We start from the raw sequence: 13,327 nt of genomic DNA on the forward strand, positions 1-13,327 counted from the left end.
GCTTGTTGTTTCGGTCATAAGGGCGTTTCTTTCGATATCGTCTCATGACCTCAACACACAAGAAATCTGACAGGCTCATACCTGGACAACAACCGGCACTTCATCGTGAACTACGGTGACCGCTATCGGCGTGGGGAGCCCATTGCATCAGGTTTTGTCGAGTCGGCCGTCAACCAGGTGGTCAGCAAGCGATTCGTCAAACGGCAGCAGATGGCCTGGCGGCCTCGGCACGCGCACAACCTGCTGCACCTCCGGACCGCCGTGCTCAATAACCAGCTCCGGTCCTACGTTGAGCGATGGTATCCCTCCATCGCCGGAGAAGAAGACCACCGCCTTGCCGCTTAGTCAGCCCCCGGTTTGGCGCGGTCTCCTTTATCTGCGTGGTTCGCGACTCCATCCTGGGCCTTACCCGGTCTCTTACTTGGGGTTGCGACGGCGCCTGAACCCCACCTCGCTACATCATGCTGTCGTCTGTTCGAGATCATTGACCGATATTGCTAGCGCGGTGCTAGGGGCGTCGCACGTTCTTGCTGCCTCTCACAAACGGCTTGACGTACTGCGGTGCGATTAGCTTGGCATCGTGGCCGAGTGCCCGCAGTTCTCGCGCAAGACAAATGGGTGCCGGCGCAGGCCTCCATGACCAGCGTGTCGCTGGCCTGTCGTGCCGTTCATCAAGCTGGTCCGACGGGGTGCCGCTCGTGCACGTCGGCAAGCACCGCCTTGAAGACGATCTCAATAAGCTGCTCCGGAAAGGCCAGCCTCGATACGCCGATCAGATTGCTGGTGCACTGAGGCCGCGCGTTGGCGTAGGCTTCTTTGCGCACCTTGCCCGCTACTGCAAACGCCTCATCGACATCGAGGACATAGAGCGTCTCTTCCACCACGTGGTCGAGGGTGGCTCCGAACTGTGCCAGGATCCTTGCGGCGTTTGCATAGGTCACTCGCATCTGCTCCGCCATCATCGAGAAGTCCGCTGGCTTGCCGTTTTCATCGAGCGCAGCAGGCGCGATCATGCCGCCCTTGTCGTCGTGGCTGAGCTGGCCGGACACATAGATCATGTTTCCGATCTTGATCGCCTGTGCATAGCCGTAGTCGTCTTCCGCCGGCACACCGTGATAGGCAGCCTCTTTTCCATTCGCTGCGGTCGTGTTGGTCATATCTGATCTCCTGTTGAATAAGCCGGCCCGGATGTCCGGGTCATTTGTTTACCTCATGACTTCTGAGCGTTGGGCCATGAGCCCTGTACGGAAGCCAGAAGGAGAGAAAGCGATGCAGCTAGCAGAACGAGATCCTTAAGAAGGAACTGGCCAGGCATAGCTGAAATGGCCGGAAATCCACCCGCCGTCGCTTCTGCTACGCCGGGGGTGGTCAAGAAGAAGGTGAGCGTGATCAGATAGGTCGCAGCCGACATCGCCGCTCCCAATGCGGAGAAAATGGGCTGGAAGGCTCCGAGAATCAGCGCTGCTGCGGTCGACAGCTCAAGTACACCTATAACGTAACTTGCCCCTTGAACTCCGAACACGGCGTGCAACCAGCTCATGATGGGGCTGTTGGCGATGAACGGAGCGATGCCGTTGGCTTCGTAAGCGGTGAATTTCATTCCACCGAACCAAAGAAAGATGGCGACCAGCGCCCATCTGAGCAGGGCCAGAAGAGAGAGCGATCCAACGCTCTTTTCAGCGATTTGTAGACGAAACTGATTTGCACGAGTGATCATTGGGGTTTCCCCTTCAAGTTGTTCATCGGGTGGTTAGGAGCCTCCACTGTAGGCCCACCAGATATCGATTTCGAGACTACCTTTGCTCAATAAGATGCCAAAAAGGATCAAAACAGCGAGGCAATCCATCCCCCCAAACGCGGCACGGCCCGGCACGACGCAAGCCGTCTGTCGAGATCGAGATTCAGGTGCTTGCAGGTATAGACGAGCGCGTCGTGGATCACTTTCCCGAACGAAACAGAACGACAACGACATTCCGATCCGCCACGGATCTGGGTAGTTGCTACTGGGCGTGCATGTTGGACCGCGCATCATTGCTAGACCCAGACCCGAATGAGCTCCGCTCGAAGGAATGGCCTGCCTTGCGCCGGCGCATCTAGCGCCTCATCGAAGCTGCACACGGAAAGCGAAGCGCATTACTCGGCTTCGCGCGCCAGGCGGCGCCATTGCCCCGGCGTCATCCCCATCCTGTCGGTGAACACACGCCGGAATGCCGATACGGATCGATACCCGACTGAGTCGGCCACAGCCTCCGCGGTCATTGCCGGCTTCTTCAGCTCGTTGGCGGCCAGGCTCATCCGGATATCGGTCAGCAGTTCGTTGGCCGAGCGCCCCAGATTGGCCTGAAAGTGCCGCATGAAGGTGGCGCGTGACATGCTGCACAAGTCGGCCAGATCAGACAGGTTCCAGGGTCGCGCCGGATCGGCGAACATGGCTGAAATGGCCGGGGCCAGTCGTGGATGGCCGGCAAGCGCCAACAAGCCTGCCGGGGCCTGTTCGGATTCGCTCGCCGCGCGCAGTACCAGTGTGAACAGCGCGAAGCTAAGCGCGTTGAGCATGGCATATCCGCCCGGTTTATCGCCGGTGGACTCCATGCGCATCAGCCCCACGAGACTGGCCAGGTGGTTCGAAGCGGACACGATGCCCTCTTCACCACGGCCGTCCATGGCCCGTACTACGAGAGTCGTGGGTAGATAATCGCGAATCAGCCGATCGTGGGGCGGCCCGATGAAAAATCGCCCGCACAACATGTCCAGATGCTCGCCCTGGCCGTCATTCTCGCTGAGCGTCCATCCTGCAGAACCTTGGCGATTGTAGGTAAGACCCGGCGCATGTCCGCTGCCATCGTGCAGCACGTGCGCCGACCCGTGAGGCAACAGCGCGATATCTCCACCCACTAGCTCCCTGGCCGTCCCCGTCCCCGGATCCTCAATAATGGCCCGGCCCTTGAGCACGACGTGGTAGGGAATCTCGTGCGCCGCGGACTGATCCCAGGCCACACGCCATGGCGCACCGTAGACGCAGCGAACCTCCAGCTGGCCAGTGATGTTGATCATTTGCAAGAGATGGCTCAGCCAGTCGACTTGGGACATAGGACCTCGGGAACTTGATACGCTCAAGCGTCTTATTGCGATTGCACACCGGTTGTACGCACCACATGGCCTCAGTGCAAGAGCTGATCGGACACGTTGCGCACCGGCCGAGCTGCTCGATTGCAACCATCTATCGCGACCCAGCCAGGATCATGGAGGATAGCGATGCGCCGAACGAGTCCTGAGGACAGTACCCGCATCAGCGGGTTAGGCCAATAGCTTTCGGTACTGGATGAAACCCGAGCGATCAGCGATGCGGTCGTAAAGCTGCATGCCGTTATGGTTGGATTCGTGTGTCAGCCAGTGCACACGGGACGCCCCGCGACGTCGCGCTTCCGCATAGACATGCTCGATCAGCGAGCGACCGATGCCGCCGCCACGCGCATTGTCAGCAACAAACAGGTCCTGAAGATAGCAGTAGTCGCCCGTCGTCCAGGCAGATCGATGGTAGATCGAATGCACCAGCCCCAATGCTTGTTCGCCCACCATGGCAAGCGCTGCATGCATCGGTTCGTCTGGGTCCAAGAAGCGCCTCCAGGTATTGAGCGTCACGGACTCGGGGATATCCACTTCGTAAAATCGCTGATAGCTTTTCCACAGCGAACGCCACATATCAAAATCGTAGTTATCAATGGCTTTGATCTCGACTGATTGCATAGAATATTCCTGAAATAAGAGATGTGCATTCATGCACTGGCCGTCATCTATGGCGGTCAATTGTCGCTGCGTGAATGTTGCGCCCGTCTTTGGCCCGTGACTATTGGTAAGTACCGTTCGCTGCAACGGCGTCTACGCAGCTCGTGGGGCCTGCAGAAGCCTTCCCTCTCCGGGCTTCTGGCTAGGCCGCCGTCACTTCGAGCCCGCGCTGCACCGCCGGACGCGCGAGGCCGCGATCGAGCCACATCTGCACATGAAGAAAGCGGTCGAAGCCAACAATCTCGCGCGCTTCGTAAAAGCCGATCAGGTTGCGCACCCAGTCAAGCAACGAAATATCGGCGATGCTGTAGTCAGCGCCCATCACCCAGTCGCGGCCTGCGAGCCGTTCGTCGAGGACACCGAGCAGCCGCGCTGATTCGGTTGCGTAGCGGTCGCGCGGGCGCTTGTCCTCATAGTCTTTGCCGGCGAATTTGTTGAAGAAGCCAACCTGGCCGAACATCGGTCCGACACCGCCCATCTGCCACATCAGCCACTGGATCGTTTCGTAGCGCGTGCCGGGATCGGTGGAGAGGAACTGCCCCGTCTTGTCGGCGAGATAGATCAGGATCGCTCCCGATTCGAACAAGGCCAGCGGCCGTCCGCTCGGACCGTCAGGATCGTAGATCGCAGGGATCTTGCCATTGGGGTTGAGCGCGAGGAAGGCCGGACCGTGGTTCTCATTCGCCATGATGTCGATGCGGTGCGGCTCATAGGCGAGGCCTGTCTCCTCCAGCATGATGCCGACCTTCACTCCGTTGGGCGTCGGTAAGGAAAAGAGCTGGAGCCGATCGGGGTACTGCACCGGCCAGCGCGTGAAAATTGGATGATTGAGTGTCACTTTCTTCCTCCTAGACTTGTCGGCACATACGAAAAGCCCGGACGCGTTCCCAAAACTCTTTCCCGGGTGCTTACGGGCTCTGGCGTTACGCTAGGACCCTCGGAGAGGGTCGATGCGGCCGGATAAAGTTCAGATCGAGCCAGCCGGTGTGACGGCAGGAAAGTCCTTCTCGGGGTCGAACACGTTGTTGAAAAAATTCGTCAGGGAGTACATGGACACCAGCGCGACGATCTCCATGACGTTCGCATCCGTGTAGCCGGCATCGCGCACAGCTTTCAGATCGGTGTCACTGACCTGGCCGCGGGTCTCGATGACTTTGCGCGCAAACTGGAGGGCGGCGTCCCGCTTCGGGTCGCTGGCGTGGCCCTTCCGAGCGAGAATGATTTCCTCGGCCGACAGCTTGGCCATATGCTCGGCCGTAAAGCTGTGAACTGTCAGGCAGTAGTTGCAGCCATTCACTTCGGAGACAGCGAGACCGATGCCGTCACGCGTCTTCACGTCGAGCGCCCTGCTCAAGGAGCCGAGCAGAGTGGCCCATGCGTTGAACGCAATCGGGCTCTGCGCGAAGCTCGCCATCATGTTTGGGGTGAACCCGATGTTCTTGGTGAACGCATCGAGAGTCGGTTTCGAATCGGCCGGTACCTGTTCCGGCTTTAGAGCTACAGTTCTTGCCATCATAATCTCCGTGAGTTACGCGTTTTGCTAATTGGGGAAAGTCCATGTGGGAACCATCCCTCGGCTTACTTCGTGCCCGAGTCTTGGGTCGAAGCTGGTCATGCCTTCAAGTAGGAGGTACCTTGCGGCCGCCTCCCGCTTGAAGGCCACTTAGTCGTTCGGCGCGATCACTGCCGCCGCGACGCACCTATACCAAATCCAACACATCGTCCACCGGACGGCGCGGCTTCTGCGCCCAGTTTCCCGGGCGCTCTGCCCCGATGGACAACAGCATGACCGGCACTTCGTTTGCAGCCAGTCCGAACTCGCGGTGCACCGCTTCGGCATCGAAACCGATCATCGGCGTCGAACCCAGGCCCAGCGAGCGGGCCGCATAGATCATCGCCGCCGCGCCGAAGGTGCCGGTGCGTACGGCCTCGTCGCGCTGGCGCTGTGGGTAGTCCATGTACAGATCGCGTGCGGGGATTTCCCATTCAGGCACCATCGTTGCCGGCATAACGCCTGCTTCAACCAACGGAGCCAGGCGTTCCGGTATTACGCTGGAATCGGCCAATTGGCCGCAGACGATGAAGGTAACGGCGGCATCGGTGATCGCAGGTTGATTCCAGGCGATCGGACTCAGCCGAGCCTTGGCTTCACGTGTGCGCACGGCGATGAAGCGCCAGTTCTGCATGTGGAAGGATGTCGGCGCGGCGGTGCCGATTCGCACCAGCTCGCGGATTTGGTCGTCGCTCAAGGTGGCGGCAGGGTCGTAATACTTGGCGGCGCTGCGGCTCAAGATACATTCGATGACAGCATTGGTAGTTTCGTTGGTCATGGTTATTCCTATGGGTGAAGCGATAGGCTGTCCGGCAAGGCGGCTCACTCTACGGCCGGAAAGTCGACGTCGGTACCGTTGATACGGTTGAAGGTACTGGTGAAGATGGCGAGCGCGATGGCAAACGAGATCTCAGCCAACTGGGTGTCGGTGTAGCCGGCCTCACGAATGGCAGTGAACTCATCTTGGCTGATCGTGCCGCTGGTGGTCTGCAGGTGGGACACGAAGCGCACCAAGGCATTACGCTTGGCGTCACCCGTGGCTTGCCCCGCGCGAATGGCGCGCAAGGCATCGACCGGCAGGCCCACCATCTTGCCCACAAAGCTGTGGGCGGCCACACAAACGTCGCAACCCGCCTTCACGCTGACCAACAGCTTGATGGTTTGGAGGTCTTGCTGGCTCAGGCTGCCCGAGGCCAGTGCGCCTTGGGCGTTGAGCAGCGCGGCCAAAGAGGCCGGCGCGAGGTGGCCCAAGGCGGCGTACGTGTTCGGGACACGGCCACCGGCAATCTTCTTGACCTGCGCGTAGATATCAGCGGTGGCGGACTCGATGGCGGGAATAGCGATACGGCTCATGGTGCGACCCTTTCATCAGGTGGTTAGGAGCCTCCACTTTAGGCGTACCCGATACCGATTTCGAGACTACCTTTGATCAATAAAATGCCCAAAAGGATCAAAACAACGAGGCGACCCATCCTCCACCTTCGGCGCGGCAATGAAGCGCGACGTTTGCGGTACGGTTCCCGGATGGGGTCATGCAGCAGCGGTACTCGCACATGACGTACCAGGCCGGCACCCCGCGCGGTGATTGCCACCGCCGAAGCCCGGTACGCCACCGATTTCCTCGAAGACCTGGAGTCTTTCACCGTGCCCCCAAGCTGGGCATCCATGGTGACGACGACCAGAGTGCGCCGGTGGAAGTCACTGGGCGTGAGTCGGCACGCTTCCTTACGCATAGCGCGTTAAGTGGAGTACGAAGGCGGCAGCCACTATTTGGCTCATTAGGCGACAGGTGTGCGAGGACATGGGTAAGCGAAGTCTCCGGTCTGCACAAGCGGAAGGGAGCAAAACCGATCGGTGATCAGGCCGCGAGTTGCAGCGCTGCCGCGCCGAAATGCGGATGCCGCGAAAAGATCAGCAGCCCACGAAGGCCAGCAGCACTTCGCTGCGTTCGCCGCCACGGATCAGCGGCCACGGCGTCGCGCGTCCGGTGCGGTTCGACAGGAAATTCACCGCCTTGTGCTGCGCCAGCTCCCTGAGATCGTGAGGCGTGCCGAAGTGGCGCAGATAGATCGGCGACGCATAGAAGGCCAGCCTCAGCCGGCCGATGCGACGCGCCACCATCGATTCCTCGAGCGCACCCACGCGCAGCACCACGTCCACGCCTTCCTTGAGCAGGTCGATCGGCTTGCCGTTGCTGGTCAGTTCGAGCTTTAGTTCCGGATACGCATTGAAGAAGTCGTGCAGTTGCGGCATCAACACCATTTTCGCGAGCCCGCTCGTGGTGTCCACCGTCAGCGTGCCGCGCGGCGAGTTGTTATGGTGCGTCAGCAACTGCTCCGCTTCCTCGACGTCTGCCAGGATGCGTACGCAGCGTTCGTAATAGGCGGCGCCATCGGTGGTCACGCTGATGCGTCGCGTGGTCCGGTGCAGCAGCTTGACGGCCAGATGGGTCTCCAGCTTCTGGATCAAGCGGGTGAGCGTGGCCTTTGGCAGGTCGAGCGACTCCGCTGCGCCCGCAAAGCTGCCTACATCCACCACCCGAGTGAATGCCTGCATTGAGACTAGACGATCCATGATGAGAGCTTTAGAAAGGAGTAAGACTTAAGCGCATTCTCCGACCGTTACGTATGTCGCAAACCGTGAAATGGGTCACACCGATATCAAACACAGCTATCAAATGACCCGAACGTGTCCAAGCTATTGACCCGTAAAGAAAAGTTCCCCGTACCGTGCCCTTGACAGGTAGTGGTCTTTTGCTTGCGAAGCGGTGGCGCTCTTGCTTCGGTATACGGCGGCGGCGCGCGGATTCCTGTCAACATGCTGCGGGGGCTGATCTCCGGGCAGGCCGACCTGGGGGTATCGAACATGCCGCTCGCGCACCCGAATCTGGAATCGCGCTTGCTGGTGAAGAACCCGATCGTGGCGCTGATTCCCGCCGGTCACCGGCTCAGTACGCAAGGCTGGGTCCGCCCAAGCAAACTGGCGGGGGAGTATCTGATCGGATACGGGCCGGACGTACCCTTCGGCCTGCTGGTGCATGAGGTCTTTGGCCGGGAAGGCGGCCAGTCGGACATGCGGGTGCAGGTGGAACAGGCCCACGGCCAGGGCGCTGCCCCAAGCGGGCGCAGGTTTACAACCTCCCGTACCAACCGAGATGTGGGTAAAGGCAAGCCCGTTGTACGGGAGAGGGCGCCTGCCAGAGGCATACTAACCGGATCAGTTCTTGGCAACCGACTCCGGCAACGGACCCCAGCCACCGCCCAGGCTACGCACCAGCGACACCGCAGCCGCCGCGCGCAGGCCGGCCACAGCGTTGGCATCGCGCTGCGACTGCAGCACTGTGCGGTCCGCGTCGATCACGGTCAGGTAGTCCACCGCTCCGGCATCGTAGCGGCTGCGCGAGGTGCGCTGCGCCCGCTTCGCCCCGGCCAGCGCACCGTCGAGCGCCGTGGCCTGCTGGCTGAGCCAGCGCACATCGGCCAGGCTGTCTTCCACTTCGCGGAAGGCCACCAGAACGGTCTGCTGGTAGCGCGCCACGCTTTCCTCATGTGCGACGCGGGCACCGGCCAGGTTCGAGCTGTTGCGGCCACCGTCAAACACGGTCTGCGCGACGGTAGTGCCGACCAGCGGCCCAAGCATCCAAGTACGCGACGACCACTTGAACAGGTTCGACAGGTCTGACGACTCAAACCCGAACAACGCCGTCAGCGAGATGCGCGGGAAGAACGCTGCCTTCGCGATGCCGATGCGCGCATTGGCCGCTGCCATCTGGCGCTCTGCAGCAGCGATATCGGGGCGACGTTCGAGCAGTTCCGACGGCAGTCCAGCCGGCACGGACACCGGCGCGGTGTCGAGCGGCCTCGCGGCCAGCCCGAACTGCGACGGCGCCACGCCGGTCAGCACGGCGAGCGCATGCTCCTGGTTGACCCGGCGGCGCTCGGTACTGGCCAGGTCGGCACGCGCGGTGCCGAGCTCGGCTTCGGCGCGTGCCGGGTCCAGATCCGTCGTCTCACCCGCTTCGTAGCGCTTGCGCAGCAGCGACAGCGCGTCCTCGCGCAACTTGATCGTCGCGTTGAGCAACTCGCGGTCGCTGTCGAGCGTGCGCAGTGCGAAGTAGGCTTGCGCCGTATCGGCTTGCAGCGCGAGCTGGACCGAACGGTACAGGTCCGCGGCGCCCTGCTCCTCGGCACGTGCCGCGTTCACACTACTGGCCACGCGGCCGAACAGGTCCAGCTCGTAGTTGGCAAACAAACGGGCCTTGTACACGGTCCGGGCCGGCACACGCGTGCCATCGGGCAGCCCTTGCGAGGCGGCCGAGGGCTGCGTGCGGGTCGGATCGAAGCCCGCCGTCAGCTGCGGATACATGTCCGCCTCGGTGGCGCCGGTGAACGCGCGCGCCTGCTTCAGGCGGGCCGCCGCAGCGACCAGGTCCTGGTTATGCGCGTTGGCCGCGTCGATCAGGCGGTCGAGCTCGGCATCGCCAAACACCTTCCACCAGTCGCCGCGCTGCTGGCCCTCGGCCGGCGCGGCGGTCTTCCACTGCGCACCCTCGGTGGCGGCGGCCTCGGCTTCCTTGAACGTCGCAGCGGTGGCCGTCTCCGGCACCTTGTACGTCGGCGCCAGCGAGCAGCCCGCCAGCACCAGCGCGGCAGCCAGGGTGGCAAGCTTGGGCAGGTACTGCTTCATCACGTTGTTGTTCATGTCTTTCACCATCACTCTGCGGACGCCACGACGTGCGAGGCCGAAGCAGCCGTCGACACCGCCTCATGGCGTTGCTTGCGGGTGGCCAGTAGACGCAGTGCCACGTAGAACACCGGCGTCAGGAACAGGCCGAAGAACGTCACACCCAGCATTCCCGCGAACACGGCCACGCCCATCGCATGGCGCATTTCCGCACCGGCACCGGTGGACACCACCAGCGGCACCACACCCATGATGAACGCGAACGACGTCATCAGGATCGGGCGCAGACGCAGGCGGCTGGCTTCGATGGCAGCCTGCACCACGGTGCGGCCATGGTGTTCCAGCTCCCGTGCGAATTCCACGATCAGGATCGCGTTCTTCGCAGACAACCCGACCAGCACGATGAAGCCGATCTGCGTGAAGATGTTGTTATCACCACGCGTGAGCCACACGCCAGTCATGGCGGCCAGCAGGCTCATCGGCACGATCAGGATCACGGCCAGCGGCAGCGTCAGGCTTTCGTACTGGGCAGCCAGCACCAGGAACACGAGCAGCACGCACAGCGGGAAGATCCACACACCCGCATTGCCCGCCAGGATGTCCTGGTAGGTCAGTTCGGTCCATTCGAAGCTGATGCCCTTGGGCAGCGTCTCCGCCGCGATACGCTCGGCAGCCGCCTGTGCCTGGCCCGACGAGAAACCGGGTGCCGGGCCGCCGTTCATGTCGGCAGCGGTAAAGCCGTTGTAGCGGGTCACGCTATCGGGGCCGAAGCTCTGCTTGACCTTCACCAGCGACGACAGCGGCACCATCTCGCCCGAACTGCTGCGCGCCTTCAGCTGCAGGATGTCCTCGGCGTGCTGGCGGAACTGCGCATCCGCCTGCACCTTGACCTGGTACGTACGGCCGAACTTGTTGAAGTCGTTCACGTAGGATGAACCTAGATAGGTCTGCAGCGTCTCGAAAACGTCGGTCACGGGCACGCCCAGCTGCTTGGCCTTGGTACGGTCGAGCTGCACGTCGAGTTGCGGCACGTTTACCTGGTAGTTACTGAAGATGCGGGCCAGTTCAGGCGTGGCGCGCGCCTTGGTCATGAACGCATTGGTCGCATTGAACAGCTCGTCATACCCCAGTGCGGCACGGTCCTCGATCATCATCTTGAACCCGCCGATCGTGCCCAGGCCCTGCACCGGCGGCGGCGGGAACACGGCGATGAACGCGTCCTGGATCGCCCCATATTGCTTGTTCAGGTCGGCGGCAATCGCATTGCCCGACAACTCCGCGCTCTTGCGCTTCTCGAACGGATCGAGCGTGACGAACACGATGCCGGCGCTCGGGCTGTTTGTGAAGCCGTTGATCGACAGGCCCGGGAAGGCCACGGCCGATTCCACGCCCGGATGCTTGAGCGCGATCTCCGACATGCGGCGGATCACGTCCTCGGTACGATCCAGCGTGGAGCCATCAGGCAGCTTGGCAAAGCTCACTAGGTACTGCTTGTCCTGCGCCGGTACGAAGCCCTTCGGCACGAGTTGGAAGACCCCCCAGGTGGCCACCAGCATCACGGCGTAGACGCCGAACACCGAACCCTTGCGGCGGATCACGCCCTTCACGCCACGGCCATAGCTGTCCGAGCTGCGGCCAAAGAAGCGGTCGAAGCGGGCGAAGAACTTGCCAAATACCTTGTCTATGCCGCGCGTCAGCCAGTCCTTGGGCCAATCGTGGCTCTTCAGCAGCAACGCGGACAGTGCCGGGGACAGCGTCAGCGAGTTGAACGCCGAGATGATCGTCGAAATCGAGATCGTTAGCGCGAACTGCTTGTAGAACTGACCGGTCAGGCCCGTCATGAAGGCCAGCGGCACGAACACGGCAATCAGCGTCAGCGCGATCGCGATGATCGGGCCACTCACTTCGCGCATGGCCTTGTACGTGGCCTCCTTCGGCGACAGCCCTTCCTCGATGTTCCGTTCGACGTTCTCCACGACCACGATCGCATCGTCCACCACGATACCGATCGCCAGCACCAGGCCGAACAGGCTCAGCGCGTTGATTGAGAAGCCGAATGCATGCATCAGGCCGAACGTACCGACGATCGACACTGGCACCGCCAGCAGGGGGATGATCGACGCACGCCACGTCTGCAGGAACAGGATCACCACCAGCACCACCAGCGCGATGGCTTCGAACAGCGTGTGGACCACGGCCTCGATCGAGTGGTGCACGAACTGCGTGGGGTCATAGACGATGCTGTAGTCCACGCCTTCCGGCATATTCTGTTTCAGCTCGGCCATGGTCTTGCGCACGTCATTCGCGATCTGGATCGCGTTCGAGCCCGGCGACTGGCGGATCGGCAACGCCACTGCGGACTTGTTGTCCAGCAGCGAACGCAGTGCGTATTCCGACGCACCGAGTTCAATGCGCGCGATGTCCTTCAGGTACGTGACGACACCGTCAGGCGAAGTCTTGACGATGATGTCGCCAAACTCCTCCACGGTTTGCAGACGACCCTGTGCGTTCACCGACAGTTGCAGGTCGGTGCCTGGCAGCGACGGCGACTGGCCGATCACCCCGGCCGCCACCTGCACGTTCTGTTCGCGGATGGCGCGCACCACGTCGGACGCGGCCAGCCCGCGCTCGGCGATCTTCTCGGGGTTCACCCACACGCGCATCGAGTAGTCACCCGAGCCAAACATCAGCACCTGGCCCACGCCCTGGATCCGCGCGAGGCGGTCCTTCACGTTGATCAGCGCATAGTTGCGCAGGTACGTCATGTCGTAGCGGTCGTTCGGCGAGACCAGGTGGACCACCATGGTCAGATCCGGCGAGCTCTTGACCGTGGTGATGCCCAGGCGGCGTACGTCTTCGGGCAGGCGCGGTTCGGCCTGCGAGACACGATTCTGCACCAGCTGCTGGGCCTTGTCGGGGTCCGTACCGAGCTTGAAGGTCACCGTCAGCGTCAGGTTACCGTCGCTATTGGCCTGCGAGTTCATGTAGAGCATGTCCTCGACGCCGTTGATCTGCTCTTCCAGCGGCGTGGCCACGGTCTCGGCGATTACCTTCGGGTTGGCGCCCGGGAACTGCGCGCGCACTACCACCGACGGCGGCACCACTTCCGGGTACTCCGAGATTGGTAACTTGAACATTGAGATGGCGCCGATCAGGAAGATCAGCACCGACAGCACGCCCGCGAAGATCGGACGATCGATAAAGAATTTCGAGAGATTCATCTTGGTCTCGGCGAAAGCAGTCCCCCTGGCGGTCCGCCGGAGCGGACGCCATGTACAACTGCAGGGGAAAAAATCAGTTCGGTGT

Annotated in this window: 10 protein-coding genes and 5 pseudogenes; 3 read left to right on the plus strand and 12 right to left on the minus strand. The window is 61.7% G+C overall.

Going from position 1 to position 13,327, the window contains the following annotated elements; translation table 11 throughout:
• Positions 1 to 78 precede the first annotated feature (78 nt).
• Positions 79 to 345, plus strand: a pseudogene (locus AC1Q7H_RS36165) (ISKra4-like element ISBte1 family transposase); the annotation flags it as partial.
• A 9-nt stretch (positions 346 to 354) separates the two neighbouring features.
• Positions 355 to 501 (plus strand): annotated as a pseudogene (locus AC1Q7H_RS36170) (PLP-dependent aminotransferase family protein); the annotation flags it as partial.
• A 22-nt stretch (positions 502 to 523) separates the two neighbouring features.
• Here the strand turns inward: AC1Q7H_RS36170 and AC1Q7H_RS36175 are convergent.
• The 10 genes and pseudogenes from AC1Q7H_RS36175 to AC1Q7H_RS36220 all read right to left on the minus strand — a co-directional run.
• Positions 524 to 647, minus strand: a pseudogene (locus AC1Q7H_RS36175) (IS110 family transposase); the annotation flags it as partial.
• Positions 648 to 671: 24 nt separating this feature from the next.
• Positions 672 to 1,157 carry a RidA family protein gene (locus tag AC1Q7H_RS36180; protein WP_492382307.1) on the minus strand — a complete coding sequence of 162 codons (486 nt, stop codon included), beginning with the start codon at positions 1,155 to 1,157 and terminating at the stop codon, positions 672 to 674.
• A 53-nt stretch (positions 1,158 to 1,210) separates the two neighbouring features.
• Positions 1,211 to 1,717: a YkgB family protein gene (locus tag AC1Q7H_RS36185; RefSeq protein ID WP_211983229.1), complete on the minus strand. Its 507-nt coding sequence runs from the start codon at positions 1,715 to 1,717 to the stop codon at positions 1,211 to 1,213.
• A gap of 416 nt (positions 1,718 to 2,133) precedes the next feature.
• Positions 2,134 to 3,090 carry an AraC family transcriptional regulator gene (locus tag AC1Q7H_RS36190; RefSeq protein ID WP_211983231.1) on the minus strand — a complete coding sequence of 319 codons (957 nt, stop codon included), beginning with the start codon at positions 3,088 to 3,090 and terminating at the stop codon, positions 2,134 to 2,136.
• Between the two features lie 207 nt (positions 3,091 to 3,297).
• Entirely contained in the window at positions 3,298 to 3,747 is a 450-nt protein-coding gene (locus tag AC1Q7H_RS36195) for a GNAT family N-acetyltransferase (protein ID WP_492382308.1), read from the minus strand.
• A gap of 181 nt (positions 3,748 to 3,928) precedes the next feature.
• Positions 3,929 to 4,624, minus strand: a complete 696-nt coding sequence (locus AC1Q7H_RS36200) for a glutathione S-transferase N-terminal domain-containing protein (protein ID WP_492382309.1) — start codon at positions 4,622 to 4,624, stop codon at positions 3,929 to 3,931.
• 129 nt (positions 4,625 to 4,753) lie between these two features.
• Positions 4,754 to 5,299 (minus strand): carboxymuconolactone decarboxylase family protein, encoded by a 546-nt coding sequence (locus tag AC1Q7H_RS36205; protein WP_492382333.1) that lies wholly within the window; start codon positions 5,297 to 5,299, stop codon positions 4,754 to 4,756.
• 187 nt (positions 5,300 to 5,486) lie between these two features.
• The gene (locus AC1Q7H_RS36210) at positions 5,487 to 6,116 is read right to left on the minus strand and encodes a nitroreductase family protein (protein WP_492382310.1); all 630 of its coding nucleotides are present in this window, start codon (positions 6,114 to 6,116) and stop codon (positions 5,487 to 5,489) included.
• A 44-nt stretch (positions 6,117 to 6,160) separates the two neighbouring features.
• Positions 6,161 to 6,691: a carboxymuconolactone decarboxylase family protein gene (locus AC1Q7H_RS36215; RefSeq protein WP_492382311.1), complete on the minus strand. Its 531-nt coding sequence runs from the start codon at positions 6,689 to 6,691 to the stop codon at positions 6,161 to 6,163.
• Between the two features lie 576 nt (positions 6,692 to 7,267).
• Positions 7,268 to 7,912, minus strand: a pseudogene (locus AC1Q7H_RS36220) (LysR family transcriptional regulator); the annotation flags it as partial.
• Positions 7,913 to 8,203: 291 nt separating this feature from the next.
• Between AC1Q7H_RS36220 and AC1Q7H_RS36225 the strand changes: the two are divergent.
• Positions 8,204 to 8,377, plus strand: a pseudogene (locus tag AC1Q7H_RS36225) (LysR family transcriptional regulator); the annotation flags it as partial.
• Between the two features lie 177 nt (positions 8,378 to 8,554).
• Here the strand turns inward: AC1Q7H_RS36225 and AC1Q7H_RS36230 are convergent.
• Positions 8,555 to 10,039: an efflux transporter outer membrane subunit gene (locus AC1Q7H_RS36230; protein ID WP_492382312.1), complete on the minus strand. Its 1,485-nt coding sequence runs from the start codon at positions 10,037 to 10,039 to the stop codon at positions 8,555 to 8,557.
• Positions 10,040 to 10,050: 11 nt separating this feature from the next.
• On the minus strand, positions 10,051 to 13,242 hold the full coding sequence (locus tag AC1Q7H_RS36235) for an efflux RND transporter permease subunit (protein WP_492382313.1): 3,192 nt from the start codon (positions 13,240 to 13,242) through the stop codon (positions 10,051 to 10,053).
• Positions 13,243 to 13,327: the final 85 nt, after the last annotated feature.

This window comes from Cupriavidus sp. GW823-FHT06D04, from assembly GCF_058795055.1.

Bases quoted from the DNA above. Each gene is read 5' to 3' on its own strand.
- AC1Q7H_RS36180 (WP_492382307.1), bottom strand. From the start codon at position 1,157: ATGACCAACACGACCGCAGCGAATGGAAAAGAGGCTGCCTATCACGGT.
- AC1Q7H_RS36185 (WP_211983229.1), bottom strand. From the start codon at position 1,717: ATGATCACTCGTGCAAATCAGTTTCGTCTACAAATCGCTGAAAAGAGC.
- AC1Q7H_RS36190 (WP_211983231.1), bottom strand. From the start codon at position 3,090: ATGTCCCAAGTCGACTGGCTGAGCCATCTCTTGCAAATGATCAACATC.
- AC1Q7H_RS36195 (WP_492382308.1), bottom strand. From the start codon at position 3,747: ATGCAATCAGTCGAGATCAAAGCCATTGATAACTACGATTTTGATATG.
- AC1Q7H_RS36205 (WP_492382333.1), bottom strand. From the start codon at position 5,299: ATGGCAAGAACTGTAGCTCTAAAGCCGGAACAGGTACCGGCCGATTCG.
- AC1Q7H_RS36210 (WP_492382310.1), bottom strand. From the start codon at position 6,116: ATGACCAACGAAACTACCAATGCTGTCATCGAATGTATCTTGAGCCGC.
- AC1Q7H_RS36215 (WP_492382311.1), bottom strand. From the start codon at position 6,691: ATGAGCCGTATCGCTATTCCCGCCATCGAGTCCGCCACCGCTGATATC.
- AC1Q7H_RS36230 (WP_492382312.1), bottom strand. From the start codon at position 10,039: ATGAACAACAACGTGATGAAGCAGTACCTGCCCAAGCTTGCCACCCTG.
- AC1Q7H_RS36235 (WP_492382313.1), bottom strand. From the start codon at position 13,242: ATGAATCTCTCGAAATTCTTTATCGATCGTCCGATCTTCGCGGGCGTG.